Origin of the sequence: Actinokineospora alba (assembly GCF_004362515.1) — a bacterium.
Classification (GTDB): Bacteria; Actinomycetota; Actinomycetes; order Mycobacteriales; family Pseudonocardiaceae; genus Actinokineospora; species Actinokineospora alba.
Genome location: NZ_SNXU01000001.1, coordinates 4,090,194 through 4,116,761 on the forward strand (window position 1 = coordinate 4,090,194; position 26,568 = coordinate 4,116,761).

At 71.9% G+C, this 26,568-nt stretch carries 20 protein-coding genes; 8 read left to right on the forward strand and 12 right to left on the reverse strand.

Translation table 11 applies throughout. The annotated features are described in order from the left end of the window. Positions 1 to 44: 44 nt before the first annotated feature. The 4 genes from C8E96_RS18915 to C8E96_RS18930 all read right to left on the reverse strand — a co-directional run bounded on the left by C8E96_RS18915 (position 45) and on the right by C8E96_RS18930 (position 5,962). Positions 45 to 653: a TetR/AcrR family transcriptional regulator gene (locus C8E96_RS18915; RefSeq protein WP_091371693.1), complete on the reverse strand. Its 609-nt coding sequence runs from the start codon at positions 651 to 653 to the stop codon at positions 45 to 47. Continuing rightward, complete coding sequence (locus C8E96_RS18920) at positions 650 to 2,419, reverse strand: N-acyl-D-amino-acid deacylase family protein (RefSeq protein WP_091371690.1); 1,770 nt, start codon at positions 2,417 to 2,419, stop codon at positions 650 to 652. The genes C8E96_RS18915 and C8E96_RS18920 overlap by 4 nt, the downstream gene beginning before the upstream one ends. A gap of 41 nt (positions 2,420 to 2,460) precedes the next feature. Then, positions 2,461 to 3,738 carry a wax ester/triacylglycerol synthase domain-containing protein gene (locus C8E96_RS18925; RefSeq protein ID WP_091371688.1) on the reverse strand — a complete coding sequence of 426 codons (1,278 nt, stop codon included), beginning with the start codon at positions 3,736 to 3,738 and terminating at the stop codon, positions 2,461 to 2,463. 85 nt (positions 3,739 to 3,823) lie between these two features. Then, the gene (locus C8E96_RS18930; protein ID WP_267463813.1) at positions 3,824 to 5,962 is read right to left on the reverse strand and encodes a Stk1 family PASTA domain-containing Ser/Thr kinase; all 2,139 of its coding nucleotides are present in this window, start codon (positions 5,960 to 5,962) and stop codon (positions 3,824 to 3,826) included. An 89-nt stretch (positions 5,963 to 6,051) separates the two neighbouring features. Between C8E96_RS18930 and C8E96_RS18935 the strand changes: the two genes are divergently transcribed. Further along, on the forward strand, positions 6,052 to 6,420 hold the full coding sequence (locus C8E96_RS18935; RefSeq protein ID WP_091372834.1) for an Rv2175c family DNA-binding protein: 369 nt from the start codon (positions 6,052 to 6,054) through the stop codon (positions 6,418 to 6,420). Here C8E96_RS18935 and C8E96_RS18940 read toward each other — a convergent pair. From C8E96_RS18940 to C8E96_RS18955, 4 genes are all read right to left on the reverse strand, one after another. Then, positions 6,389 to 7,303 (reverse strand): phytoene/squalene synthase family protein, encoded by a 915-nt coding sequence (locus tag C8E96_RS18940; RefSeq protein ID WP_091372831.1) that lies wholly within the window; start codon positions 7,301 to 7,303, stop codon positions 6,389 to 6,391. The genes C8E96_RS18935 and C8E96_RS18940 overlap by 32 nt on opposite strands. A 49-nt stretch (positions 7,304 to 7,352) precedes the next feature. Beyond that, positions 7,353 to 8,768, reverse strand: a complete 1,416-nt coding sequence (locus C8E96_RS18945; RefSeq protein WP_133794584.1) for a hypothetical protein — start codon at positions 8,766 to 8,768, stop codon at positions 7,353 to 7,355. Between the two features lie 81 nt (positions 8,769 to 8,849). Then, positions 8,850 to 10,379 (reverse strand): phytoene desaturase family protein, encoded by a 1,530-nt coding sequence (gene crtI / locus C8E96_RS18950; RefSeq protein WP_091371681.1) that lies wholly within the window; start codon positions 10,377 to 10,379, stop codon positions 8,850 to 8,852. Positions 10,380 to 10,381: 2 nt separating this feature from the next. Beyond that, entirely contained in the window at positions 10,382 to 11,500 is a 1,119-nt protein-coding gene (locus C8E96_RS18955) for a polyprenyl synthetase family protein (protein ID WP_407642635.1), read from the reverse strand. A gap of 127 nt (positions 11,501 to 11,627) precedes the next feature. On the opposite strand from C8E96_RS18955, the gene C8E96_RS18960 reads away from it, so the two are divergent. Further along, a complete protein-coding gene (locus C8E96_RS18960; protein WP_091371679.1) occupies positions 11,628 to 12,512 on the forward strand; it encodes a methylenetetrahydrofolate reductase in 885 nt (294 codons plus the stop codon). On the opposite strand, the gene C8E96_RS18965 is transcribed toward C8E96_RS18960, so the two are convergent. Further along, positions 12,513 to 13,205: an LppM family (lipo)protein gene (locus tag C8E96_RS18965; RefSeq protein ID WP_091371677.1), complete on the reverse strand. Its 693-nt coding sequence runs from the start codon at positions 13,203 to 13,205 to the stop codon at positions 12,513 to 12,515. A 90-nt stretch (positions 13,206 to 13,295) separates the two neighbouring features. On the opposite strand from C8E96_RS18965, the gene C8E96_RS18970 reads away from it, so the two are divergent. Beyond that, positions 13,296 to 14,984 carry a DUF885 domain-containing protein gene (locus C8E96_RS18970; protein ID WP_176926738.1) on the forward strand — a complete coding sequence of 563 codons (1,689 nt, stop codon included), beginning with the start codon at positions 13,296 to 13,298 and terminating at the stop codon, positions 14,982 to 14,984. Positions 14,985 to 14,990: 6 nt separating this feature from the next. Here C8E96_RS18970 and C8E96_RS18975 read toward each other — a convergent pair whose 3' ends face one another. Continuing rightward, positions 14,991 to 15,557 carry a GNAT family N-acetyltransferase gene (locus tag C8E96_RS18975; RefSeq protein ID WP_091371675.1) on the reverse strand — a complete coding sequence of 189 codons (567 nt, stop codon included), beginning with the start codon at positions 15,555 to 15,557 and terminating at the stop codon, positions 14,991 to 14,993. Continuing rightward, positions 15,554 to 16,063 (reverse strand): YbaK/EbsC family protein, encoded by a 510-nt coding sequence (locus C8E96_RS18980; RefSeq protein WP_091371672.1) that lies wholly within the window; start codon positions 16,061 to 16,063, stop codon positions 15,554 to 15,556. The genes C8E96_RS18975 and C8E96_RS18980 overlap by 4 nt, the downstream gene beginning before the upstream one ends. A gap of 994 nt (positions 16,064 to 17,057) precedes the next feature. On the opposite strand from C8E96_RS18980, the gene C8E96_RS34130 reads away from it, so the two are divergent. The 4 genes from C8E96_RS34130 (at position 17,058) to C8E96_RS19000 (ending at position 19,830) form a co-directional block, all read left to right on the forward strand. Then, positions 17,058 to 17,441: an SAV_6107 family HEPN domain-containing protein gene (locus C8E96_RS34130; protein WP_091371669.1), complete on the forward strand. Its 384-nt coding sequence runs from the start codon at positions 17,058 to 17,060 to the stop codon at positions 17,439 to 17,441. Further along, the gene (locus tag C8E96_RS18990) at positions 17,438 to 18,208 is read left to right on the forward strand and encodes a maleylpyruvate isomerase family mycothiol-dependent enzyme (protein ID WP_091371667.1); all 771 of its coding nucleotides are present in this window, start codon (positions 17,438 to 17,440) and stop codon (positions 18,206 to 18,208) included. The genes C8E96_RS34130 and C8E96_RS18990 overlap by 4 nt, the downstream gene beginning before the upstream one ends. A gap of 284 nt (positions 18,209 to 18,492) precedes the next feature. Continuing rightward, positions 18,493 to 19,227, forward strand: coding sequence for a VOC family protein (locus C8E96_RS18995; RefSeq protein WP_091574720.1), 735 nt, complete (start codon positions 18,493 to 18,495; stop codon positions 19,225 to 19,227). Positions 19,228 to 19,236: 9 nt separating this feature from the next. Continuing rightward, the gene (locus tag C8E96_RS19000; RefSeq protein ID WP_091371662.1) at positions 19,237 to 19,830 is read left to right on the forward strand and encodes a VOC family protein; all 594 of its coding nucleotides are present in this window, start codon (positions 19,237 to 19,239) and stop codon (positions 19,828 to 19,830) included. 28 nt (positions 19,831 to 19,858) lie between these two features. Here C8E96_RS19000 and C8E96_RS19005 read toward each other — a convergent pair whose 3' ends face one another. After that, positions 19,859 to 24,427: an ATP-dependent helicase gene (locus C8E96_RS19005; protein WP_091371660.1), complete on the reverse strand. Its 4,569-nt coding sequence runs from the start codon at positions 24,425 to 24,427 to the stop codon at positions 19,859 to 19,861. Between the two features lie 171 nt (positions 24,428 to 24,598). On the opposite strand from C8E96_RS19005, the gene C8E96_RS19010 reads away from it, so the two are divergent. Next, entirely contained in the window at positions 24,599 to 26,557 is a 1,959-nt protein-coding gene (locus C8E96_RS19010; RefSeq protein ID WP_091371658.1) for an Hsp70 family protein, read from the forward strand. Positions 26,558 to 26,568 lie beyond the last annotated feature (11 nt).

Below are 26,568 nucleotides of genomic sequence, written 5' to 3' on the forward strand. Positions count from 1 at the left end.
ACAAACAGGCGCCAGCGGCCAGAGCAGGCATCCGAGCTGCGGAACTAACGACCAGCCCGAGCAGCAAGAAATTCAGCGAACTCCACCAGCAACTCCAGCCGCCGATCCTCAACCACCGGATCAGGAGCGATCTCCCGCCGAATCGTCTCCCCGTCAAACGTGTGCTCCAACGTATTGACCAGCAGCTCCAAATCCGCGTCCGAGAACACCTCAGTCCCGCGAACAGTCCGCGCGATCTGCTGGATCTCGGCGAAGAACCACTGCCAGGTCGCGGACAGCCGCGAGCGCAGCGCCGGATCGGTCCGCGCCGCGACCAGCAGTTCGAACCACACCACGTTGTCCACGGCCCGGTGCCGTTCGCGCATCACCCGCATGGCGTCGGCGATCGTTGGCGCCCGCAGTTCGGCGAATCGGGCTCGCACGCTCTGGGTGTGCCGCCGGGCGACTTCCTCCGCCGCGGCGACGACCAGGTCCAGCCGCGAGTCGAAGTGCCGAAACAATCCGCCTTTCGAGACGCCCGACCGCTCGCACACAGCCCCAAGGGAAGTCTGTGCGTATCCGACCTCGGAAATGGTGTCGATCGTTGCGTCGATCAACAGCCCGATGGTCGTTTCCCGGCGTTCCTGCTGGCTGCGCCGCTGCTGCCCGCTCACATGCCTCCGACAGTCTCCCGCAGTGTCGCCGGGTCGACTGTGCCGCGCGGCTCGCCCGCGCGCAGGAACCGGCCGGTGCGCCGGGGTGGGGCGAACTCGCCCGCGCCGAACACCTGGTTGCCCGCGACAAGCGTCGCCGTGACGGCGCGGTCGTTGCGGTTCACCATGCGGCTGAGGTTACCGAAGACCTCCACCGGTGCCTCGCTGAACTGGTCGACCGATTCGTCGAGCCCGGCCGGGTCGATGACCACGAGGTCGGCCCGATCACCCTCACGGATCCGTCCGGCGTCGAGGTCGTACCAGTCGGCGAGTTCGCCGGTGAGACGGTGCACCGCCCGCTCGATGGTCATGAACCCGCTCGTGTGCGCCCGGCGCAGCAACCGCAGCCCGAAGTTGTAGAACGCCATGTTCCGCAGGTGCGCCCCGGCGTCGGAGAAGCCCATCTGCACGTCGCGCAGCGAGCTGAGCTTGTCGAGGACCTTCGGCCGGTGGTTGGAAATCGTTGTGTACCAACGCACTCCGGTGCCGTGTTCGACGACGAGGTCGAGGAACGCGTCGACCGGGTGCAGCCCGCGTTCGTCGCCGACCTGGCCGAACGTCTTGCCCACCACCGACTCGTCCGGGCAGGCCAGGATGTGCGCGTCGTAGAAGTCGCGGTTCCACACCCGGGGCGTCCACTTGCGGTCGTACTCGCGCCGGAACCGCCGCCGGTAGGCCTCGTCGCGCATCAGCTCGGTGCGCGCCTCGTCCTTGAGGTGCAGCGCCGCCGCGCCCGAACCGAGTTCCTCGAACACCACCAGGTCGATGCCGTCGGCGAAGATGTCGAACGGCACCGGCAGGTGCTGCCAGCGGAAGTCGCCGCGGCCGACCCGGTTGGTGAAGCCCGCGATCGGGCCCATGAGGTGGCCGAGCGCCGGGTTCGCCTTCACGTCGGCGGCGGTCAAGAAGCTGGTCTTCAGGGCGGGCCGCAGCCCGAAGCCCATCGACTCGAGCAGGTAGGGCGCCAGGCTCGTCGGCGTGGTCAGGTTCGGGATCGACTGCAGCACCCGACCCTCGCGGCGCAGGATCCGGTGCAGCGCCCGGTACTCCTTCCACGACGCGTACGTCGAGGGCAGGGTGCGTGAGCGGTAGCGGTCGCCGTCGAGCTTGTCCCACGGGCTGCGCATCTCCGAGAGCCCGACGAACCCGGCCGCCAACGCGTCCTCGAGCAGGTCCCGCATCCGGTCCAGTTCGGCGGCGCTGGGCTTGACCTTGCGGTCGGTCGAGCGGTCCAGCCCCATCACCCCGGCGCGGAGATCCGAATGGCCCAGGAACGAGGTGACGTTCGGCCCCAGCGGCAGCGACTCCAGCGCGGCGACGTACTCGGCCGCGTTCGACCAGGTCTTGTGCTCCTCGACCGCCTTGACCACGCAGTCATGCGGGATCGCCTCGACCCGGCTGAACAGGTCGGCGGCGTCGAGCGCGTCGACGTGCAGGGTGCCCAGCGAGCAGGAGCCGATCAGCACGGTCGTGACCCCGTGCCGCACCGACTCGGTCAGCCCGGGCGCCAGCAGGACCTCGGCGTCGTAGTGGGTGTGGATGTCGACGAACCCCGGCACCACCCACTGCCCGGCCGCGTCGATCACGTTCGCGCAGCCCGTCGCGTCGAGTGGGGTCGCGGACACGGCGGCCACCCGGCCGTCCTTGATTCCGAGGTCTCGGATGGCGGACGGTGCACCGGTGCCGTCGAACCAGCGGCCACCGCGGATCAGTGAGTCCCAGGTCATGCCTAAAGATAGAAACCGATCGGTCTCAAAATGTCAACGGATCAGGCGCAGAGCTCGTGCAGGGTCGCTGTCGACTTGACGATCGCGTCGGCGAACCGGCCGAGGTTCGCGACCGCGCCCGCGTCCGCGTTGATTCCGATGTGGACACCGTCGCGATAGGTCGACACGGCGATGCTCACCCGGTGGCCGGGCGCGATCGGCACGATCGGGTACACCTCCCGCATCTCCGCGCCCGCCAGCCGCAACACCATGGGAGGGAAGGGAACCGCGGTCACGACGGTGTCGAACAGCATCGGCGTCGCCGCCGCGAGCAGCCGGGTGCCGACCCGGTGGGCCAGCGGCGGCAGCCACGACGCCATCATCGACAGCGCGCCCGCGCCCTTCTTGGGACCGGCCAGCTTGTTGGCGTCCATCGCCGTGCGGACCGTCTTGAGCCGGGCGACCGGATCGGGCTCGCCGACCGGCAGGTCGCACAGGTAGCCGGAGATCTGGTTGCCGCCGCCCGCGTCGCCCCGGCCGCGGATGTTCACCGGGATCAGGGCTCGCACGTCCACGCCGTCGACCTTGCGCCCCGAACCCTCCATCCAGTCGCGCAGCGCGCCGGTGAGGACCGCGAGGACCACGTCGTTGACCGTGCCGCCGTGGGTTCGGCGGATGTGCTTGATGTCGGCCAGGTCGAGCCGCACGCGGGCGAACTCGCGGGCGGGCGTGGTCCGGCTGAGCAGGGGAGCCGACCAGGGCGCCCGCATCGCCTGGACCACCGACCCGGCGACGTCCACGCCCTGCCGGACCCGGTCGAGCAGCCCGGGCAGCGGGGCAGGAGCGGACTCGGCGGGCTGGGGGTGCTCGCAGAGCCCGTCGAGCAGGCCCGCGGCGATCTCGACCGCGCCCGCGCCGTCGGTGAGCGCGTGGTGCAGCTTGAACAGCACCGCGAACTCGCCGTGCGGCAGGCCTGCGACGACGTGGAGGTCCCACGGCGGCCTGCTCAGGTCCAGCGGCCGCTCCACCCACGACGAGGCGTAGGCGTCGAGCAGGTCGAGTTCCTCGGGCAGGCGGTACACCGAGATCTGGTCGGCCGCGCGGAAGTCCGGTGTGGACGCCCACTCGGCGCCGCCGGGCGGGAACAGGGTGGACCGAACCCGCTTGCGCAGCTTCGGCATGGCGTCGATCCGGTCGGCGAGGAGGCGGGCGACCTCGTCCGGGTCGACCGGGGTCCGCGGTCGGAACACCGCGACCGCGCCCACGTGCATGGGCGTGCTCGCGCGTTCCAGGCTCAGGAAAGCGACGTCAAGGCCGCTTAATGGGGTCGTGGGGGGCATACCTCAACGACACCAGATCGACATGACACCTGGGTTACCCCGGCGGGTCTACGCCGCGGTAATCCCCCAATCGAGTTCGTCACACTCAGAAGGCGAAGGCCCCGATCTTGGTGCCGCGTTGGACCTTCGTGCCGGGCGGCGGGTTCTGCGCGCGGATGATCCCGTTCGGATTGGTGAACACGCCCAGGTCCAACTCCAGGCCCAGCGGCGCCAGCGTCGCCTGCGCGTCCGGAACCGTCTTGTTGCTGAGGTCGGGCACGGTCACCGCGTTCGAGACCACGACCGCGACCCGTTTGCTCGCGTCGGGCGCGATCTTGGTCCCCGGCGCGGGATCGGTGCGGATGACCCGTCCGCCCTCGACGTCGGCGGAGAACTCCGCGGTCCCGTCGAACGGCTCGAAGCCTTGGTCCTGCAACGCCTTGAACGCCTCTTCGCGCGTCTTGTTCCGCACGTCGGGCACCGGTTTCGGGGCAGGCCCCTTGCTCAGCACGATGATCACGCGCTGGCCCAGTTGCAGCTTCGTGCCCGGCGGCGGGTCCAGCCGCACGACCGTGCCCTTGGCAACCTGTTCGTCGAAGACGTTCTTGCCGTCGTCGCGCTGCGGCTGCAGTTCGGCCGCGCGCACCAGCTGCTCGGCCTGTTCCACAGTGGACCCGGCGGCCACGTCCGGCACGACCGGGCGCCCGGCGGACACGATCAGCTTCACCTCGTCGCCGCGCAGGGCCTCGGTGCCGCCGCCGGGCTCGGTGCCGATCACCTCGCCTGCGGCGATGTCGTTGTGCCGGACCGTGGTGACGTTCGGGTTCAGGTCAGCCGCGCGGATCGCCTGCTCGGCGGTGGCGGAGTCCTTGCCCTGCACGAGCGGGACCTCGGTGTAGCGGCCGCTGGTGAACCACCAGAGCGACGTGACCAGCACCGCCAGAACCACCGCGCCCGCCACGCCCCAGCCGATGATCTTCTTCGTCCGCGACGGCGGCGGCGGGGGAGGAGGGGGCGGGCCCGCGTGGATGGGACCGCTGTGGATCGGGCCGCTGTGCGGGCCCACGTGGTGCGGGACCGGGTGCGGACCGGTCGGCGGCATCGGGTTCGCCGCCGCCGAGTCGATCACCTTCTCCAGGTCCGATCGCAGCATCGCGCGCGTCCCCTGTGGACCGCCGCCGCTGAACCCCGTGGGCGCCTGTCGCATCACCGTCGCGTCCGGCGGCGGTACCGCCAGGTTCGGCACGGGCATGTTCCGGACGGTCGCCTCGGGGTCGGCCAGGACCGGGGCCACAGAGCGGGTGGAGTCCTCCCCGACGGGCGCGGCGACCTCGGCGGGCGGCACCGGCGCGGCCACGTCGATCGGCGGCGCCTCGACCACCGGCACCCGCATCCGGGGCAGTGCGAGCTGTTCGCGGACCGACCGCAGCTCGCGGAGGAACGCGGCGCCGTCGGCGGGCCGCGACTCCGGGTCGCGGCGGGTCGCCCGGACCACCAGGTCGTCGAGCAGCGCCGGGATGCCGGGAGTCGACGAGCCGGGGGCGGGCATGTCCTCGTTGACGTGGCGGTAAGCCACCGACAGGGCGTTGTCGCCGTTGTACGGGGTGCTCCCGGTCAGCATCTCGTAGAAGACGATGCCAGCGGAGTACACGTCGCCGCGCGCGGTGGCGGTGCCCGCCTCGACCTGCTCGGGTGAGAGGTAGGACACGGTGCCGAGGATGACGCTGCTCTTGGTCGTGCCCGGGCTGGCCACGGCGCGGACCAGGCCGAAGTCGGCGACCTTCACCACGCCGCCCGCCCCGATCAGCACGTTCTCCGGCTTCACGTCGCGGTGGATCAGCCCGGCCTCGTGCGCGGCGCCGAGGGCGGCCAGGACCGGCTCCATGATCGCCACGGCCAGCGGCGCGGGGAGCGTCCCGCGCTGGGCGAGCAGGTCACGCAGGGTGCCGCCGGAGACCAGCTCCATCACCAGGTAGACGTGCTCGCCGTCGAGCCCCTGGTCGTGCACGGCGACCACGTTCGGGTGGTGGATCTTCGCGGCCGACCGGGCCTCCCGCTCGAACCGCTCGACGAACGACTTGTCGTCGGCGAACCGGGAATCCATCACCTTGATCGCCACCGGCCGGTCCAGCCGGGTGTCGAGCCCCCGGTAGACCGCCGACATGCCCCCGCGCGCGAGCAGCGCGTCGACTCGGTAGCGCTGCTCCAGCAGTGCCCCGATCAGCCCCGGTCCCTTGTCCGCCACAGTCGTGGATCGTACGGAGCCACGCCGACGGGCGTGGCGTCCCCCATCCATCTGTGACCTAGGGCCTCTTGTGACTATCGTTGTTCCTCGTGAGTTCGATTCCCGCCGCCACCGACGTCCTGGACGCCTCGGTCGACGTGCTTCCGCTGCCCGATGTCGCCGAGCGGCTGAACCAGCCCATTACCCGCGTGCACCAGGCGCTGCGTGACCGCCATCTGATCGCCATCCGCCGCAAGGGCGTGCTGCTGGTTCCCGCGGCCTTCCTCAACGACGAGGGCGAGGTCGTCAAGGGCCTCATCGGGACGATCACCGTGCTCCACGACTCCGGGTTCGGCCCCGACGAGATGCTGCGCTGGCTCTTCACCGAGGACGAGACCCTCCCCGGCACCCCGATCGACGCACTGCGCGGCGACCGGGGCCGTGAGGTCAAGCGCCGCGCGCAGGCTCTCGCGTTCTGACCCGCGCCGCCAGGCACCTGGCCGCCCCCGGCAGCGCCACCGCGAGCCGCCGGGCCGGGGGCACCACCGCGCGGCCGGCCAGCACGTCGTAGTCGGCCGCCGCGATCTCGTCGAGGATGCCGCCGTAGAGCCGTGACGCGGTTTCCACGCACGGCCGCGCCACCGGGTCGAGCAGGTCGATACCGGGCTCGGCGGCCCGGTAGAGGGCCCTCGTGTGGGCGACCAGGTGCGCGATCGCCCGCCGGATCGCCCGGTCCGTCCGTCCGGTCCGCACCGCGTGCAGCAGCCGCTCCCGGTCGACCCCGAACGCCGCCAGGTGGTCGGCGGGCAGGTAGACCCGGCCCCTGGCCAGGTCCTCGGCGACGTCGCGCAGGAAGTTCGTCGCCTGGAACGCCTCACCCAGCCCCCGCGCGTACGGCGCGGCCTCGGCGCGCGGGCCGACCGTGCCCAGGATGGGCAGCATCATCAGCCCGATCACCCCGGCCGACCCGTGCGTGTAGACGGCGACGTCGTCGAGGGTCGCGTAGTCGGTGACGGTCAGGTCCATCCGCATGGACGCCAGGAAGTCGGTGAACAACCCGGGGTCGAGGTCGTAGCGGCGGACCGTGTCGGCCAGCGCGGGCAGCACCGGGTGCGGCGTCGGCTCACCCGCCAGCGCGTCCTTCAGGCAGATCTCCAGCTCGCCCAGCGCCCCGGACGGATCGGGGCCGGGGGCGTCGACGATCTCGTCGGCCAGGCGCGCGAAGGCGTAGAGGGCGTGCACGGCCGGACGCCTGCGCGCGGGCAGCAGCCGGGTCGCGAGGAAGTAGCTGCGCCCGTAGTGGGCGTTGATCCGACGGCACGCCGCGTAGGCGGTTCGGAGGGTGGGTTCGTGGGCACGCATGGCGCGCGCCATCGTCGCACGCGCGCCCGACGGAGCCGATTCGAACGTGTCAGCGCTTACAGCTCGCCCATTGGCCGGTGGGGCATTCGCCCTTCTCGGTCTTGTACTTGTCGACGAGTTGGTGGGCCAGCCCCTGCGCGGAGGCCGCCTGGTCGGTCGCGGTGACCATGTCGACCCCGCAGCCCGAGCCGGTGGACCGCAGGCACGTCGGCAGCTGCTGGTCGGCGTGGTCCTCCCAGAACTTGCCCGCGACCACGCCGTACTTCCAGACCTTCGCCTGGCGGGCGGAGTCGGAGTAGGTGATCGCGTAGACGTAGTGCGTGCCCTCGGCCTTGGGTGCCTTGGGGTCCGCGGGCTTCGCCCCGGCCCGCGCGGTGAGCTGCGCCAGGTCGGGCGCCTCGGCGAGGACGACCGTCGACCACTCGACGCTGTACGGGTGGTTGCCCGGAACCGAGTTGGCCCGCTGGTAGAACTTGACCCACTCCGGGCTGGCCAGCGTGCAGGTGGCGCTGCCGCCCTGACCGGGGGCGACCGGGCCCGCCGTGGCGTCGCACACGCCGAGCGGGGCGTTGTCGCCCTGCCACACGCCGCGCACGGACACCTTCACTGCGACCTTCCCCGGGTTCGTGAACTGCACGATGATCGAGCAGCTCGCCGCGCCGCAGGCGTCGAAGTTGTGGGTGCCCTCGGTGACCGTGGTCAGCACGTCGATGGGGGCGGTGAGGCCCGCCGCCTGGGTCGCGGTGTCCTGGTAGAACTTGCCCAGCTCGGCGGAGGTGTCCCGCACCGTGGCGACCAGGTCGCGCACGCTGCTGGTGTCGGCGCGGCCCACCCGGTCGGTCTCGACCTTGAGCACGCCGTGCGGCGCCTTCTCGTCGACGTAGACCGTGCCGCCGCCGGTGGTGACCTTGACCGCGCGCGCCGACCCGACGTCGACCCGCTCGCCGTCGCCGATCGCGCGGTCGCCCGCCTGTTCGCTGCCCTTGGCCAGGTTCTGCCCGAGCACGTCGGGCAGGAACACGTCGCCGAACTCGATCCCGATCAGGCTGCTGGGGACCTTGACCCAGCGGTCGGCCACCGCGGTGCCCTTGTTCTCGCCGTTGCCGACGCCGGACAGGGCGGCCCAGAACTCGGCGGTCGCCTTGACGTAGGTGGCCTTGTTGACCACGAGCAGGGTGGCGGGCTTGCCGTCGAGGGTGAACGTGCCGTGGATCTCGCCGGTCTGCGCCGCGGTGAGGTCGAACGTCACCGGGTCGTCCGAGGCCGACGACATCGTGCCCTGGTAGTGGACCGCGCCCGCCTCGCCGAGGTTGATCAGCGACTGCGTGATCGACTCGGCCGCGGTCGGCGGTGCCACGTCGGCCGCGATGGCGCTGCCCGACACCGCGTTGCTGCATCCGGCCACCGCGAGCACGGCCGATCCGAACACGGCCGCCAACCGGCCGCGCCTTGGTACCCGGGTCACCGCACCCCACCTCACTGACATGTCGCCGCCGCCCGCCGCAGCATTATCGCTGTCGGCGGCGATGAATCCGCTCGCGGAACCTCACAGTCCGCTTACGGATTTCCCCCGAACTCCCGTCGCGGTCACCAGTCGCCCGGCGATCCGCTGGGCGGCGAGCCTGCCGGAGATCACCACCGGCGGGATCCCCACCCCAGGCGTCGTCCCGCTTCCCGCGAGGACCACATTATCGACACCCCGGACCAGGTTCCTCGGCCGGAAGGGTCCAGTTTGGGCGAATGTGTGCGCCACCGAGAACGGACTGCCCTCGGCCAGGCCCGCCGCCTCCCAGTCGGCGGGCGTGACCAGCCGCTGCATCTCGATCGACGAGTCGAACCCGGTCAGGCCGCGCTGCTCCAACACCCGAACAAGATCATCACGATAGCGCGGCCCGATCCGGCGCCAGTCGATCGGGCCGGTGCGCAGGTTCGGGCACGGGGCCAGCACCGAGATCTGGTGCCGCCCCTCGGGGGCCAGCGTCGGATCCGTCGCCGTGGGCCGGGTGACCAGCAGCGACGGGTCGCTCATCAGCACGCCCTCGCGGGTGATCTCCCGAAACGTGCGCTCCCAGGCGCGGCCGAAGAAGATCGTGTGGTGGTCGAGTTCCGGCCACGAGCGCGTGGTGCCCGTGTGCAGCACGACGGCCGAGGGGGAGTAGCGCAGCGCGAGCGGGCGGCGCGGCGTCACGCCGAGCAGCCGGTAGCTCGCGGCAAGGTCCGCTGTCAGCACCACGGTGTCGCACGCGATCCGCTCGCCCGTCGTGGTGCGCACGGCGCCGACCCGGGTGCCCACCCGCTCCAGCCAGGCCGCGCTGGTCGAGTACCGCACCCGCACACCCGCCCGGGCCGCCGCGCCCGCCATCGCCTCGGCCACCGCGCCGACCCCGCCACGCGGGAACGACACGCCCGCGACCGTGTCCATGTAGGCGATGACCGCGTAGGCCGCCAACGCGCGGCTCGGCGGCACCCCCGCGTAGAGCGCCTGGAACGAGAACAGCCTGCGCAACCGGTCGTCGGACAAGAACCGGCCCACCGCGGGACCGAGCCTGCCGAAGCCGCCGAGTGCGGCCAGCCGGGCCAACTCGGGGCCGACCAGGTCGGTGGGGGAGTCGAAGTTCGCGCCGATGAACCGGTCGCGCTGGACCTGGTAGAGGTCGGTCAGCCAGGCGCGCAGCCTGCGGTAGCCCTCAGCCTCGCGCGGGCCCGCCGCCTCGCGGATCTCGGCCTCCATGGCCGCGGCGTCGGTGTGCACCGCGATCGTGCTGCCGTCGGCGAAGCGGGCCCGGTAGGCCGGGTCCAGCTTGATCAGGTCGACCTCGGCTGCCAGCGACGTCCCGACCGCGGCGAACGCCTCGTCGATCAGCTCGGGCATGGTCAGCACGGTCGCGCCGGTGTCGACCCGGTAGCCCTCGATCGTCTCCTGGCCCGCGCGCCCGCCCGGCTTCGCGGCGGCCTCGATCACGGTCACCTCGCGGCCGGTCCCCGCCAGGTGCAGCGCGGCCGACAGGCCGGACAGGCCCGCGCCCACGGCGACGACGTGGTCGGTGCGGCCGGGGATGGTCTTGCGGTCGGCCACGGTCAGTGCGCCCTGCGGGTGGCCGCGACGGCGAGGTCGGACAAGACCTTTCCGGCGGGCGCGTCGAGGTCGGCGGCCGCCAGGGTGGCGAGCGCGGTCCCGGTCAGCTCGTCGATGCGGCGGTCGAGTTCGGCGACCGCGCCGAGGTCGGTCAGCAGCTCACGGGCCCGTTCGACGGTCGCCGTGGTCAGGTCGTCGTCGCCGAGCGCGCCCCGCAGCAGCGCCGCGTCGGCCGTGCGCCCGGCCGCGTCGGCGTTGGCCAGGCCGACCGACATCAGCAGGGTCCGCTTGCCTTCGCGCAGGTCGTCCCCGGCGGGCTTGCCGGTGACGTCGGTGTCGCCGAACATGCCGAGCAGGTCGTCGCGCAGTTGGAAGGCCAGGCCGACGTCGGCGCCGAACGAGCGCAGCGCGGCGATCGTCGGTTCGGGCGCGCCCGCGAGCGCCGCGCCGAGGTGCAGCGGGCGTTCGACGGTGTAGGCGGCGGTCTTCATCCGTGCGACGCTGAGCGCCGCCTCGGCCGACTCGTCGCCCTTGGCCTGGGTCAGCACGTCGAGGTACTGCCCGGCGAGCATCTCCGCGCGCATCGCCCGCCACGGCACCTGGCCGTCGGCCTGGCGCCGCGGGTCGACGCCGGAGCCTGCGAACATGTCGTCGGCCCACGCCAGGGCGAGGTCGCCGAGCAGGATCGCGGCGGCCGCGCCGAACCGCTCGGACTCACCCAGCCAGCCGCGCTCGCGGTGCCGGGCGGCGAAGGAGACGTGCACCGTCGGCTTGCCCCGACGCATCGCGGAGGCGTCCATCAGGTCGTCGTGCACCAGGGCGCAGGCCTGGATCAGCTCCAGGGCGCTGACCGCGCGCAGCACGGCGTCGGCCTGCTCGCCCGCGCCCGCGCCACCCGTGCCGCGCCAAGCCCACCACGCGAAGGTCGGCCGCAGCCGCTTGCCGCCGCCGAGCACGAACTCGGCCAGCGACCCCACCGCGGAGCCGAACGACGGCGCCATCTCGGCCATCCCGGCGTGACGGGTGGCCAGGTAGTCGGCGAGGGCCCGTTCGACGTGATCGGCGACCGCGCCGTCGATGGACTCTGGGTCGAATACCGGGGTTTCCGGGGCCTGCTGCACACCGCTATGGTCCGCTGTAACGAAGAAGTCGGCACCAGCGGGGGTGCCCGGATGTGACGTTCGGCGATCTTCTTCCAAAGTGTGGGAGCGCTGTCCCAACGCTCGGACGCCCGATACTCTTCGGTATATGACCACCGTTTTGCAGCGAATCCGCTCGGACAGGCCGGTTTTCTCGGTCGAGTTCATGCCCCCGAGGGACCAGGCGGACGAACGTCGGCTGTGGAACGCCATCCGCGAACTCGAGGGCTACGACCCCGCGTTCGTGTCGGTCACCTACGGCGCGGGCGGCTCCAGCCGCGACCGCACCATCCGCACGACCGGCCGTGTCGCGCGCGAGACGACCCTGGTCTCGATGGCCCACCTGACCGCGGTCGGCCACTCCGTCGCCGAACTGCGCAACGTCATCGGCTGGTACGCGGCGCTGGGCATCCGCAACATCCTCGCCCTGCGCGGCGACCCGCCCGGCGACCCCAACGGCCCGTGGGTCGCGCACCCCGACGGCCTGAACTACGCCGACGAACTCGTCGCGCTGGTCCGCGAACTCGGCGACTTCTGTGTGGGCGTGGCCGCGTTCCCCTACGGGCACCCGCAGTCGGCCGACATCGACGCCGACACGGCGAACCTGCTCCGCAAGTTCCGCGCCGGAGCCGACTTCGCCATCGCGCAGCTGTTCTTCGAACCGGAGGACTTCCTGCGCCTGCGCGACCGGGTCGCGGCGAAGGGCTGCGAGTCCCTGCTCCTGCCCGGCGTGATGCCGCTGACGACCCCGAAGATCCTGGCCAAGACCGTCGAGCTGTCCGGCGCCCCCGTGCCCGCCCGCATCGCCGCCCGGCTCGACCCGCTGGTCGGCGACGCGGCCGCGTTCCGGGCCGAGGGCATCGACCTGGTCACCGAGGTGTGCGAGCGGCTCATCGCCGAAGGCGTGCCGGGCCTGCACTTCTACACGTTCAACCGGGCCAAGGCGACGCGGGAAGTGGTGGGGCGGCTCGGTTTGGTGCCCAGCCGGGCCTGATCAGCCGAGCCGCTCGCGAGAGGCGAGCCGCTCGCGCGCGACCGTGCGCCGGTGGGTGAACAGCGCGAGCGCCAAGACCAGCAGCGCGACACCGATGGCCGACGCGCCGACGATCGTGACCCACTTCGTCCACGAGACGCCCGAGGAGTCCGTGTACTGCACGGTCGCGTTGAACTCGGTGACCGCGCCCGGCTTCGGCTTCCAGCTGATCGTCCCGTTGTCGTTGACCCCGTTGGTCCGGCTGACCGTCCCCGGCAGGGTCACCTTGAACTGCACGTCGGCGCGGTCCTTGGGCAGCTCCGTGAGATCGACCGAACCGGCCATCGTCACCAGGTCGCCCGCGCGCCGGAAACTGAGCCGGTACTGCTTGCCGACGGTGATCGAGTCCGACAGGATCCCGACCTCGGCGAAGGTCAGCTCCTGCAGCGCGATGGTCTGCCCGACGTAGCCGTCGGCGGCGTAGACCTGGGTCTTCACCTTGCCTGCCAGCTCGGGCGGGATCTTCAGCGTGGGACCGGTGTCGCCCTGCTTGATCGAGACCGCGGCGATGACGAGCTGACCGGAGACGAGGTCGTTCTCCGAGACGGTCATCGATGCCTGGACCCGGACGCAGCCGGACAAGGTCAGCACGGCGAGAAGACTCAGCAGGGCGAAAGCGGCCCACCTGGGAAAACGGGGGATGGCCTGATGCACTCGGCCATCCTGCCGGCTCTGTGCCCTCCACCGCTGCCCGGCTGTTTATCGGTTGCCTGCGGGCGGTGACCGAACGGTAGCGTGCGAGTCATGGTGTCCTTACCGCACGCCGGCGTGCACAAGATCAGTGATTCCTATGTCGACGACTCGGCGGCCGCGGAGCCGATTCTCGCCACCTACCTCGGCATCGCCGGGTACGACGACCAACTTCCCGACTTGTCGCCCGACGGCGTCGACCACCGAGCGGCGATCGCCACCGCCGCGCTGGCGGCGATGACCGCCGCCGAGCCCGCTGACGTCTCGGAGGCCAACGCCAAGGCGGTGTTCCTCGAACGGGTCGGCCTGGAGGCCGAGCTGCACGAGGCGGGCGAGTTCCACCGCACCCTCAACGTGATCGCGAGTCCCGCGCAGGACGTGCGGCAGGTGTTCGACCTGATGCCGACCGCCACCGCCGAGGACTGGGCGGTGATCGCCAAGCGGCTGTCCGCGGTTCCCGCGGCGCTCGCCGGCTACCAGGAGTCGCTGCGGTTCGCCGCGGCCCGAGGCGACGTCGCGGCGCTGCGCCAGATCACCAAGACCGCCGAGCAGTGCCGGACCTGGGCGGGCCAGGGCGACGCCAAGTCGTTCTTCGCCGCGTTCGCCGAGAGCGCGGACGGGGTCGCCGAGGGCGCTCTGCGCGCCGAGATCGACGCGGGCGCCAAGGTTGCCGCCAAGGCCTACGGCGAACTGGCCGACTTCCTGACCGGTGAGCTGGCCCCCAAGTCGAGCCCTGAGGACGCTGTCGGCGAGGAGCGGTACCGGCTCTGGTCGCGCGAGTACACCGGCGCCACGCTCGACCTGCACGAGGCCTACGAGTGGGGCTGGGCGGAGTTCACCCGCCTCGAGACGGAGATGAAGGAGGTCGCGGGCCGCATCACCCCCGGCGGCACCATCGCCGACGCGGCGGCCAAGCTCGACGCCGACCCCCGCTACCAGGTGCGCGGCAAGAAGGCCTTCGAGGAGTGGATGCAGGGTCTGTCCGACCGCGCGCTGTCGGACCTGCGGGGCGTGCACTTCGACATCTCCGACCAGATCATGCGGCTGGAGTGCAAGATCGCCCCGCCCGGCGGCGGCGTCGGCGCGTACTACACCGGCCCGACCGACGACTGGAGCCGTCCAGGGCGCATGTGGTGGTCGGTCCCCGCGGACAGGGAGGAGTTCTCCACCTGGCGCGAGGTCACCACGGTCTACCACGAGGGCGCGCCCGGGCATCACCTGCAGATCGCCACCGCGGTGTCGCAGGGGGAGAGCCTCAACAAGTTCCAGCGCCTGCTCACCTGGGTGCCCGCCTACGGCGAGGGCTGGGCCCTCTACGCCGAGCGCCTGATGCGCGAGTTCGGATACCTGGAGGACGACGGCGACCTGCTGGGCATGCTCGACGCCAACATCTTCCGCGCGGCCCGGGTGATCATCGACATCGGCATGCACCTGAAACTGGAGATCCCGCGCGGCGCGGGCTTCCACGACGGCGAGCGGTGGTCCCCCGAGCTGGGGCTGGAGTTCCTGCTCACCCGCACGATCACCGACAAGGCGCACGTGCACGACGAGATCGACCGTTATCTCGGCTGGCCGGGCCAGGCCCCGACCTACAAGCTCGGCGAACGCCTCTGGCTGCAGGCCCGCGACGAATACCAGGCGCGGCAGGGCGAGAACTTCTCGCTCAAGACGTTCCACCAGCGGGCCCTCGAGATGGGCGCCATGGGTCTGGACACCCTGCGCACCCGCCTCGCGGCTCTCTAGAGGGTTCTAGAGGGGGAGTGGGCGGCCCAGGACACCGAAGGGGCGTGGGTCGCCCGTGAACTGGTAGTCGCGCAGGACGTCGTCGAAACCGAGCCGCCGGTAGAGACGCCACGCGCGGGAGGGTCCCTCCGGGGTGGACAGCAACACGTTGGACGTGTCCGCCCCGGAGACCAGCCTGCGCACCAGTTCCTCGCCGATGCCCTGCCCCTGGCGGTCCGGGAGCACGTGCAGCTCGGTCAGCTCGAAGTAGTCCGACATCCACGCCTCGGCGACAGCGGGCCCACGGTTCTCGGTCACGCCGCGGCGCACCTGCTCGTGCCACCACTGCCCGGGCGAGCCCCGGTAGCCGTAGGCGATGCCGGTCATGCGGTCGTCGCTGTCGAAGGCGGCCACACAGCGCCAGCCCGCGCGGAGCATGTGGGCGAGCCACATCGGGGCCCGTTGCTCAACTGTGCCCTTCGGGTAGCGCATGGCGGTGACGTAGAGCGCCAACGCCTCGCGCAGGCGCACCCGCAGCTCCTCGGAGCTCAGCTCGGCGAACCGGTCGACGCGGGGGGAGGGGGCGGCGGTCACGAGGCCCGATCATCCTCTTCGCGCGCGACATCCGCAGCCGTGCCCCCGGTGAGCGTCACCAACTCGGCGAACGTCGTGGGGAACAGCGACTTCGGGTGACCCGCGGCCGCCCACACCACGGCGTGGCGCTCAAGATGGCGGTCGACCAGCGTCCTGAGGGGCGCCGGGTGGCCGGTGGGGGCGACTCCGCCGATCGGCTGACCGGTGTGCTCCCGGACATACGTGGCGTCGGCCCGGCCGACTTCGCGCACACCCACCAGCTCGGCGAGGAGTTTGGTGTCGGCCCGGTGCGCGCCGGAGGTGAGGGCGAGCAGCGGGCCGCTGTCGGTGCGGAAGATCAGACTGTTGGCGATGGCCCCCACCTCGACCCCCAACGCCGCCGCGGCCGCCGCGGCGGTCTTCACGTCGGCGTCGAGGATCCGGATCCCGTCGGCGGCCCGGTCCATCCCCGCTTCGCGCAGAGCCGCGGCGACCTTGGCCACGGCGGGGTATTCGAGTGTGCTCACCGCTCCATCTCACCATCCCTGATCTGGTCGTGGGCAAGTAGTCCACAGGTCACATCCGAGCCTGCTTGAAGCCCGGGGGCCGTCGGGTTAGGCTGGCGTTGTTCGAACACTAGTTCGAATCTGCTCGGTGGTGGGGCGGGGGAAGCGCCTCACCACCGAGCGCCGCCGGCTTCCCCTCGGCGCCGCCCGTCACCAGCCGTGACGGAAATCTTGCGAGGAGGCCACGATGACCAGCACCTTGGACTTCCCAGTCACCCCGGCCCCAGCGTCGGACGGGTTCGCCCAAGCCGAGTTGGGCTTCGACCCGCTTGCCATGCATGCCCACCCCCGATCCCACCATGGCATCGCCCCGACGCCGCGAGGTGTGTCAGTCACCGGCGGGTCAGGGGCTGTGGACCAGCCCGACCTGGGCATTTACCCAGCCGCCACCTCGGTACCGGCGCAAGGGCCGGCCGCCGCCCCCACTGCGGAGGCCGACGTTGTGCCGGTGCGGTCGGGTGGCGGTGGTGCGGCCGGATTGGTTTCGTCCGCACGGGGTCGTGAGGGCTCCGCCGCTATAGCTGCGGAGGCCGACGTTGTGCCGGTGCGGTCGGGTGGCGGTCGTGCGGCCGGGTCGGTTTCGTCCGCACGGGGTCGTGAGGGCTCCGCCGCTATGGCTGCGGAGACCACCGCCGCGTCGGTGCGGTCGGGTCGCGGTCGTGCGGCCGGGTCGGTTTCGCCCGCACGGGGTCGTGAGGACGCGGCTGTCGTTGTTGGGAAGGCCGCTGTTGTGCCGGTGCGGTCGGGCGGTGGGCGTGCGGCCGGATTGGTTTCGTCCGCAGGGGCTCGTGAGGACTCCGCCGCTATAGCTGCGGAGACCACCGCCGGTTCGGGCATCCCTGCCCCGCGGGAGCGCCAAGTCGGCGGCCCGGCCTCGGTCCCCGGATCTCGGAGTCGGACCGTCCTCCCTCGCGCACGGTCCGGTCAGTCGTCCACGCAGGATGAGCGGGGCCTCGTGCCCGCGGCGCCCCCGGCCGCGCTCGGGCTGCTCGCTCAAGCCGAGCAGGGGCTCACCGCGGCCGTCCGGCAGCCCCAGCCCGCCCAGCGGTTCGCGGACGCGTACCTCTGCGCGCTTCGGGCCGCCGCCGCGCTGCTCGCCGCCCGTGGGCGGCCCCATCGGGGGCGCGCCAAGCCGACCAGTGTGTGGACCCTGCTCTCCTCGGTCGCCCCGGAGATGCGGGAGTGGGCGGCGTTCTTCGCCTCCTGCTCCACCACCCGCGCCGCCGTCCAGGCGGGCATCACCAGCCGCGTCGGTCCCCGCGCCGCCGACGACCTGGTCCGCCAGTCCGGGCAGTTCATCGCCCTCGTCCACCGTGCCGTGCACGGCGACAGGCGATGAGCGGGACGCCGCTCCTGGATTACGACAGATACCTCGACATCCTCGAACACGAAGGAGGCCTGCTCGCCGCGTCCGCCGAGGCCGCCGACCACGACCGCCCCATCCCCGGCTGCCCCGGCCTCGACATCGGCGAAACGGTCCGGCACGTCGGCAGCGTCTACCGGACCGTGGTGTCCTGGATCCGGGCGGGCGACCGCCCGACGTCCTGGCAGCGCCAACCCCTCGGCGACCAAACCGTCGAGGACTATCTCCGCGACGGTCTGCGGGCGCTCCTCGGCGAACTTGTCACCCACCACCCCGACGAACCCTGCCCCACCTGGGATCCCGCACAGCACCACTACGGGTTCTGGGGTCGCCGCATGGCCCACGAGAGCACCGTCCACCGCATCGACGTGCAGACCGCGGCGGGCGGCGAGATCGACCTGGTCGAGCCCGAAGTGGCACTCGACGGCATCGACGAGGTCCTGCGGCTGTGGTTCACCCACCGCCTCTCGGTTCTCGGGGTCTCCGGCACCCGCCGGGGCACCGTCGCGCTCAAGGCGGGAGACAGGTTCTGGGTCGCCACCCTGGGCCCGGTCACCACCAAGGCCACACGGGCGACGGCAGCCGAGGCCGAGACCGCGGACGCCTCGGTCAGCGGCGACGCGGTGGAGTTGTACCTGTGGTTATGGGGCAGGCGGGCGGTGTTCGACAGGTCGCTCACGCTTGAGGGAGATCTCGACATCTCGTCCCAGATGTGGGCGCTCCTGCGGCTCGCCACCCGCTGACCACCGCCTTCGCCCACCGTCCACCGCCCCGCTGCGCATGCCATCGCGCCGATGGCGGTGGGCTTGGTGCCTGACGACCGGCGCGGGCTGTCACCGGCACCCCTCCTGGTGGGGGTCGTTGGCGTTTGGTTGCCTGGGGTTCGGCCATTCGGTGGGATCGCGTCGCCGCCCGGCGTCGTGCGCGGGTGGACCGAAGTTCGCACATGATCTTCGAAAGTGCTGGTCGGCGCGTCGGCGGGTGGATGTCGAAACGCGATGGCGCGGACGCGGCTACCGTGTCCGGTATGTCCACCCGCCTGGCGAGCGTCGTGATCGAAGCGGCGGATCCGAGTGCCGCCGCCGAGTTCTGGTACGTCATGCTCGGCGGCACCGCCGTTCCCGACGGTGCCCGCGGCCGCAGACTGGTGGCGCCGGAGATCGGTGGCTGCGACCTTGACCTGGTGTTTGTCCCCGCCCACGGTGCCAAGACCGCCAAGAACCGCATCCACGTCGACCTCGCCACCGAGAGCCCGCACGAGTACCAGGTCCTCACCTCCCTCGCCGCGGACATCGGCGCCCATGTCGTCGATGTCGGCCAGGGGCCCACCATGCCGTGGACGGTGTTCCAGGACCCCGAAGGCAACGAGTTCTGCGTCCTCGAACCACGGGAGCTCTACACCGACACCGGCCCGCTCGCCGCCGTCGTGATCGACTCGGTCGCCCCGGCCCGCGTCGCGGACTTCTGGTCGGCGGCGACCGGCTGGCCCGTGGTGCACGTCTGCGAGGACTCGGCCGCCCTGCGCCCCCTGGACACCCACGGACCCTGGATCGAATTCCTCCGCGTGCCCGACCCGAAGCGCACCCCGAACCGCATCCAGTTCGACATGTTCCCCACCGACATCGAGGACCCGGTCGGCTGGCTGCTCGCCCTCGGCGCCACCCGGCTGTCCGACCGCGTCCTGGCCGACCCCGAGGGCAACGAGTTCAACCTGGTGTGCGAACCGGCCATCGACATCCCGGTCCGCCGCTTCAGCCGCTAGCGTCGACCTGTGTCGACCCGCCCGGTGAACGTCGTCATGGACAGTGTCGATCCGTTGGCACTGGCGAGGTTCTGGGCCGACCTCCTCACCGTGCCGCGCGACGGGACGCGAGTCCACGCCCCCGAGCTGACGCTGACCTTCTTGCCCGAGGACGAGCCGAAGACGGTGAAGAACCGGATCCACCTGGACCTGGCCTCCCAGTCGGCGGGTGAGCAGGACGAAACCGTGTCCCACGCGCTGTCACTGGGCGCCTCCCACGCCGACATCGGCCAGGGGCGGACGCCGTGGGTGGTGCTGCGGGACCCGCAGGGCAACGAGTTCTGCGTCCTGGAACCCCGCCCCGAATACACGGCGACGGGTCCGGTGGCGGCGATCGTGGTCGACGCTCTCTCGCCCGCGAGTCAGGCGGCGGCGTGGTCGGCCATCACCGGTCGTCGGGTGGCGCGGGTGACCGCTGACTTCGCTTCGCTTGAAGGTGTCGGTCCGTGGCTGGAGTTCGTTCGGGTCGGGGAGCCGAAGGTCTTCAGGAACCGAGTTCGGTTGGCGGTTGGTGGTGTGCTTTCCGCCGATCCGGAAGGCAACGAGTTCTACGGGGATGGCTGAGCGGGTCTAAGCGGACGGCCGGAGGGGTCTAAGCGCGTAGGCGGAGGCCTTTGGGGGTGGCGCGGAAACCCGCGTCTCGGAGAACCGTTGCCAGGGATGAGGTCAGGGCGACTTCGCCGTCTGCCTTCTGTACTGACAGGGAGCCCAGCCAGCCGTCGTGGACGGCGCGGGAGAGGGCTTCGGCGGCGGCGCGCAAGGGTTGTTCCGCGTCGGTGAAGGACAGGAGGGATCGGCCGCCGCGTTCGACGTACATGGCGGGGACGCCGTCCACCAGCACCACCAACGCCCCGGCCTTGCGGCCTGGGCGGTGTTTGCCGTCTCCCAATGGTTCCGGCCACGTGAGTGCCGCGCCGTACGGCTGGGCCGGGTCGGCGGCGGCGAGGACGGTCGCGGGGAATTCGGGGGCGTCGGCCGCGTCGGCGCGCGACAGGGCCCGTAGGCGGTCCACCGCGCCGCGGGCGGCGAACTGGGAAGCGCCCAAGCCCTCCACGACGTAGCCGCGGATGATCTGGCCCGACTCCTCCATCGCCCGCAGCACCTTGTAGACGCCGCTGAAGCCACCCGTGACCCGCTCGGTGTCCAGCGCGCCGCGAGTGAGAACCCCGTGGCGTTCAAGGAAAGCCTCGGCCCGGGCGTGGGCGCGCCGCGTCGGGTCTTGCTCGCGGGGGACGACCAGGGACCAGCGGCCGCCGACGGTCGGCGGTCCGGTGCGGGTGGGCATATCCGGGCGGGCGGTGCGCAGCCGGGCGTAGCGCCCGCGGGGGGCTGTCCGCCGAGGACGGTGCGCGGCGCCCTTGCCGGAGACCAGAGCACGCAGCGGCGCGATGGTGTCGTTGGTGATCAGGCCGCCCCAGACCAGGTCCCACAGCGCCGCGATGACGTCCGGGTCGTTCGGGGCCTCGGCGCCGCCGTCGAGCAGGATGGCGCCGGTTCGGTCGGCGACCTGCCGGAAGAACAGGGCGCCACCGTCCAAAGCGGACAGAACCGCCGTGTGCAGTGGGGTGTCGGGGACGGCGTCCTCGACCTCGGGGAGCAACAAGTCGGCGACGTCGGCGGGCGCCAACGCGATCCAGCCGTCGCCTCCGGCGAGCGCGCCGGTTCCGCACCAGGTGACCTCGCCCGCCGCCGTCAGCTCGTCGAGCAGGGCGGGGGAGTAGCCGCGCAGCCGCGCGGGCAGGACCAGCGACTCCAGGGCGCTCGCGGGGATCGGCGCACCCGCGAGCTGCTCCACCACCGCCAGGACGTCATCGGCGGTCGCCGTGGAACGGGACTTTCGGCCGATGCCGTGCCAGCTCGGCAGGAATCGGCCCAGGGCCGCCGGTTCGACCGGCTCGACCTCGGCCCGCAGCCGCGCGAGCGACGAGCGCCGCAGCCGCCGCAGGACGTCGGCGTCGCAGTATTCGACGGCCGCGGGCGGCTCCGGGCCGCTGATCGGCCGCAGCTCACCGCGCACCAGCCTGCCCGCGCCCGCCAGCCGCTCCAACACACCGGTCACCACCGACGTGCCAAGCCCGAACCGGGCGGCGGCCTCCATCGCCGGGAACGGCCCGTGTGTGCGCGCGTAGCGGGAAAGCAAGTCGCCCAGCGGATCGGCGACCGGCTCGGTGAACACCTCGGGCACGCCGACCGGCAGCGCTGTGCCGAGCGCGTCGCGGACTCGGCCCGCGTCCTCGATGGCGATGAACCGCTCGTCGCCCGCGATGCGGACCCGCAGCACCCGGCGCGCCGCCTCCAGTTCCGCGAGCCATTCCGGTGCCACACCCCGGGCCTGCGCCTCCGCCACGGAAAGATCACCCAGGAACCGCAACAGATCCGCCGCGTCCTCGGCGTGGCGGGCGTGCCGGTTCGGGTCGAGCCGCTGCAGCGAGCGCTCCACCTCGGCCAGCACCTCCGGGTCGAGCAGCTCTCGGATCGCCTCGGAGCCAAGGAGTTCGGCGAGCAGCGCGCTGTCGAGCGACAACGCCGCCGCCCGCCGTTCCGCGAGGGGAACGTCGCTGCCGTAGAGGAACATCCCGACGTAGCCGAACAGCAGGCTGCGCGCGAACGGCGACGCGGACTGCGTCTGCACCTCCACCACCCGCACCCGGCGGGCCCGCACGTCCGACATCAGCTCACGCAGGCCACCCACGTCGTAGACGTCCTGCAGGCATTCACGCATCGCCTCCAGCACGACCGGGAACTGCTCGTACTTCGCCGCCACCGACAGCAGCTGCGCCGAACGCTGCCGCTGCTGCCACAGCGGGGTGCGCCTGCGCGGATCCCGCCTGGGCAGCAGCAACGACCGTGACGCGCACTCGCGGAACCGGGCGGCGAACAGGGCCGACCCACTGACCTCGGCCACCACGATCTGCTCGACCTCGTCCGGGTCGAGCAGCACGTCCTCGGCGCCCGCCACGACTTCCTGGCCCAGGTCGTCGACCGCGTCGGGCAGCCGGATCACGATGCCGTCGTCGCCGTGCGCGATCTGCGCCTCGACCCCGCGCCGCTCACGCAGCCGGGCGCCGATCGCCAGCGCCCACGGCGCGTTGACCTGCCCGCCGAACGGTGAGTGCACGACCAGCCGCCAGTCGCCCAACTCGTCGCGGAACCGTTCGACCACGATCGTCCGGTCGTCCGGCACATGCCGGGTCGCCTCGCGCTGCTCGGACAGGTACGCGAGCAGGTTGTCCGTCGCCCATCCGTCCAGCCCGGCCACCGCCGCCCGATCCCGCGCGGCCGCATCGTCCACACTGGACAGTTCGCGGACGAACTTGCCCAGCGCCCGACCGAGTTCCAGCGGACGCCCGGGAGCGTCGCCCTTCCAGAACGGCATCCGGGCGGGCTCGCCCGGCGCGGGCGTGACGATCACCCGGTCGTGGGTGATGTCCTGCACCCGCCACGCGGACGTGCCGAGCAGGAACGTGTCGCCCACCCGCGACTCGTAGACCATCTCCTCGTCGAGTTCGCCGACCCGCGACCCGGCGCCCCGCTCGTCCGGCGGGGTCATCACCGTGAACAGCCCCCGGTCGGGGATCGTGCCACCGGAGGTGACCGCGAGCCGTTGCGCGCCAGGCCTTCCGCGCAGCTCACCGCTGATCCGGTCCCACGTCACCCGGGGTCGCAGCTCGCCGAACTCCTCGCTCGGATAACGGCCCGCCAGCATGTCGAGCACCGCGTACAGCGCCGAATCCGGCAGCGACGCGAACGGCGCCGCGCGCCGAACCAGAGTCGCGAGCTCGGTGACCGTCCACGGCTCCACCGCCACCATCGCGACGATGTGCTGCGCCAACACGTCGAGCGGGTTGCGCGGGTACCGGACCGCCTCGATCGCGCCCTGAGCCATCCGCTCCGCCACCACGGCGCAGGACACCAGGTCGCCGCGGAACTTCGGGAACATCACGCCGCGCGACACCGCGCCCACCTGGTGGCCCGCCCGTCCGACCCGCTGCAGCCCGGACGCGACCGTCGGCGGCGCCTCCACCTGGACCACCAGGTCGACCGCACCCATGTCGATGCCCAGCTCCAGCGACGACGTGGCCACCACACAGGGCAGGCGCCCGGATTTGAGGTCTTCCTCCACCAGCGTGCGCTGCTCACGCGACATCGAGCCGTGGTGCGCCCGAGCGATCACCGGCGAGGCCATCGTCGTGAGGCCCGACTGCCCGATCGCCTCGGCAGGGAACCGGTCGAGGTCGAGCACCTCCTCGTCGGCCAGCTCGTTGAGCCGGGCCGTCATCCGCTCCGCGAGCCGGCGCGAGTTGGCGAAGACGATCGTCGACCGGTGCTGCCGGACCAGCTCGAGCACCCGCCGCTCCACCATCGGCCAGATCGAGGCGGTGGTCCGGTCTCCTGCGTCGTCGTTGTGCTGCTCGGTCAGGCTCGACATGTCCTCCGTGGGGACCTCGACCCGCACCTCCACCGTCTTGCCGATCTTCGGCTGGACCAGCGTGACCGGCCGCCCGCCGCCGAGGAAGCCGCTCACCTCGTCCACCGGCCGCACTGTCGCCGACAGCCCGATCCGCTGGGCGGGCCGCTCCAGCAGTGCGTCCAGCCGCTCCAGCGACAGCGCCAGGTGCGACCCGCGCTTGGCCCCGGCGACCGCGTGCACCTCGTCCACGATCACCGTGCGCACCCCGCGCAGCGACTCGCGCGCCGCTGATGTCAGCAGCAGGAAGAGCGACTCCGGTGTGGTGACCAGCACGTCCGGCGGTGTCCTGGCGAACGCGCGGCGCTCGTCGGCCGGTGTGTCGCCGGTCCGCATGCCCACCGTGATATCCGGCTCCGGCAGGCCGAGCCGGTGCGACGCCTGCCGGATGCCCGCCAGCGGCGCCCGGAGGTTGCGCTGCACGTCGACCGCCAGCGCCTTGAGCGGAGACACATACAGAACACGGCAGCGGTGCTTGGCGTCGACCGGCTTGCCCTCGGCCGCCAGCCGGTCGAGCGCCCAGAGGAACGCCGCGAGCGTCTTGCCCGACCCGGTCGGCGCCACGACCAGCGCGTGCTCGCCCGCCGCCGCCGCCCGCCATGCCCCCGTCTGGGCATCGGTGGGCGCGTCGAAAGCGCCCGCGAACCACTGTCTCGTCGCGGGCGTGAACAGGTCGAGCGCGTTCTCCGCCACATGTCAATGCTTACCTGACGGCACCGACACCGCCCAGTCCTCCGGCGTCGCCTGTGGACAACTTCGCCAGGCAGTTCGCCCTACCGGGACCGCGCGAAAGGTCGGGCATGGGACTATCTGCGCGACTACCCGGGGGCTTGAGGCGTAGTCGAGTGCGATGAGGGGAGAGCAGTGAACGTCCTGTCGGTGGATCTCGGCACGTCGAACACCGTTGCCGTGCTGTCCGCGCACGGCCGCCCGCCGAGGGTGGTCGATGTCGACGGGTCGTCGATGATGCCGTCTGCGGTGTTCGCGGCCGAGGACGGCGGGCTGGTCGTGGGCCGCGACGCCGAGCGCCGGGCCCGTCTCGACCCCTCGCGCTTCGAACCCAACCCCAAGCGCCGCGTCGATGAGGGCACGCTGCTGCTGGGCGACACCGTCGTCCCCGTGACCGACGCGCTCGCGGGAGTGCTGCGGCGTGTCGCCGATGAGACCTCCCGGCAGCTTGGCGGCGCCAAGGCCGACGAGGTCCGGCTGACCCACCCGGCGCAGTGGGGTCCGGTTCGGCGCAACGTGCTGCTGTCGGCCGCGCGGCAGTCGGGACTCGGGTCCAACCTCGTGCTGGTGCCCGAACCGGTCGCCGCCGCCGCGCACTTCGCGTCCTTCCCCGGCCAGACCCTCGGCCCCGGCCAGGCTCTCGCCGTCTACGACCTCGGCGCGGGCACGTTCGACGTCGCCATCGTCGGCGCCACGCAGAAGGGGTTCGCGGTTCTCGCCGAGGCGGGGCTGCCCGACCTCGGCGGACTCGACGTCGACCAGGCGCTCCTCGAACACGTCGGCCGCCAGGTCTCCCACCGCGACCCGGCGGGCTGGCAGCGGCTGCTGCGCCCGGAATCCACCGGAGACCGGCGCGCCCAGCGCGCGCTGCGCGAAGACGTCAAGGCATCCAAGGAAGCGCTCTCGCGCCACCCGCAGACCGAGGTGCCGCTGCCCGAGCCGTTCGACGACGTGCTGGTCAGCCGGGTCGAACTGGAGGCGATGATCCGCCCGGGGATGCTGCGCAGCGTCGAGTTGCTCGCCGCGACCATCCGCTCCACCGGCATGACCCCGGACCGTCTGGTCGGCATCTACCTCGTCGGCGGTTCGAGCCGGATCCCGCTCGTCGCCACCCTGATCGCCGAGCAGCTGCGGGTCGTGCCGACGAGCCTGGACCAGCCCGAGACCGCCGTCGCCCTCGGCGCGCACCACGTGCCCCAAGAGGGCGTGACCATGCGCACGGGCGACATGAGCAGCACCGTCGAGTCGGTCCAGCGCACCCAGGCGATCGTGCCGCTGCGGACCGGCGGGTTCGCCGCCCAGCCCGCTCAGCCCGCCGCCCGGCAGCAGTTCCCGCAGAGCGGTCCGCAACGCGTCCTGCCGCCCCCGCCGCAGCACCGGCCCCAACCGCAGCCGCAGGCCCAACCCCAATCGCAGCCGCAGGCCCACCAGCAGGCCCAGTCGGGCCCGCCGTCGGCGCCGACGCCGGTGCAGACCAGGCCCGCGCCGCCGAGATTCCCTGCGCAGCCCGCCCCGCAGGCCAAGCCGCAGTCGAACAAGGTCTGGTACCTCGCGACCGCCGTCGTCGCGGTCGTGGTCATCGGCATCGTCAGCGTCATCATCGCCACCGCGGGCTCCTCGGGAGGGGTGACCGCCGACTGCGCGGACAAGCAGACCGACGGCAAGGGCTTCACGCCGTGCATGCGGGAAGTCGCGGGCACGGTGGCGGACAAGGGCGACTGCGAGTCCGGCGCCAACTTCGGCGGCCAGGCCATCGCGACCCCGGGGGCGACGTCGGCGACCTGCAAGATCGGCGGAAACTACCTGGCGATCTATATCCAGTTCGACTCCGCCGACCTGGTCGACGCGAACGTCCAGACCGCGCTGACCAGTCTGAAAGCAGGCGCCAAGAACGTCAGCGACGGCGACTGGTCCGGCGGGGGCATGTCGGGCAAGTACCACTCGGTGGAGATCGCGACCGGGTCCGAGATGCTCATCTACACGGTCGAGAACACGCCCATCATGGGCTGGGTCATCGCCACCGGTTCCGTGAGTGGCAAGACCAAACTCCTGTCCTACTTCAACGAACACATCAAGCCGGGCAGCACCGGCTGACTAAGGGGAGC

Bases quoted from the DNA above. Each gene is read 5' to 3' on its own strand.
- C8E96_RS18920 (WP_091371690.1), bottom strand. From the start codon at position 2,419: ATGACCTGGGACTCACTGATCCGCGGTGGCCGCTGGTTCGACGGCACC.
- C8E96_RS18925 (WP_091371688.1), bottom strand. From the start codon at position 3,738: ATGCCCCCCACGACCCCATTAAGCGGCCTTGACGTCGCTTTCCTGAGC.
- C8E96_RS18940 (WP_091372831.1), bottom strand. From the start codon at position 7,303: ATGCGTGCCCACGAACCCACCCTCCGAACCGCCTACGCGGCGTGCCGT.
- C8E96_RS18960 (WP_091371679.1), top strand. From the start codon at position 11,628: ATGACCACCGTTTTGCAGCGAATCCGCTCGGACAGGCCGGTTTTCTCG.
- C8E96_RS18970 (WP_176926738.1), top strand. From the start codon at position 13,296: ATGGTGTCCTTACCGCACGCCGGCGTGCACAAGATCAGTGATTCCTAT.
- C8E96_RS18990 (WP_091371667.1), top strand. From the start codon at position 17,438: ATGAGCGGGACGCCGCTCCTGGATTACGACAGATACCTCGACATCCTC.
- C8E96_RS18995 (WP_091574720.1), top strand. From the start codon at position 18,493: ATGTCCACCCGCCTGGCGAGCGTCGTGATCGAAGCGGCGGATCCGAGT.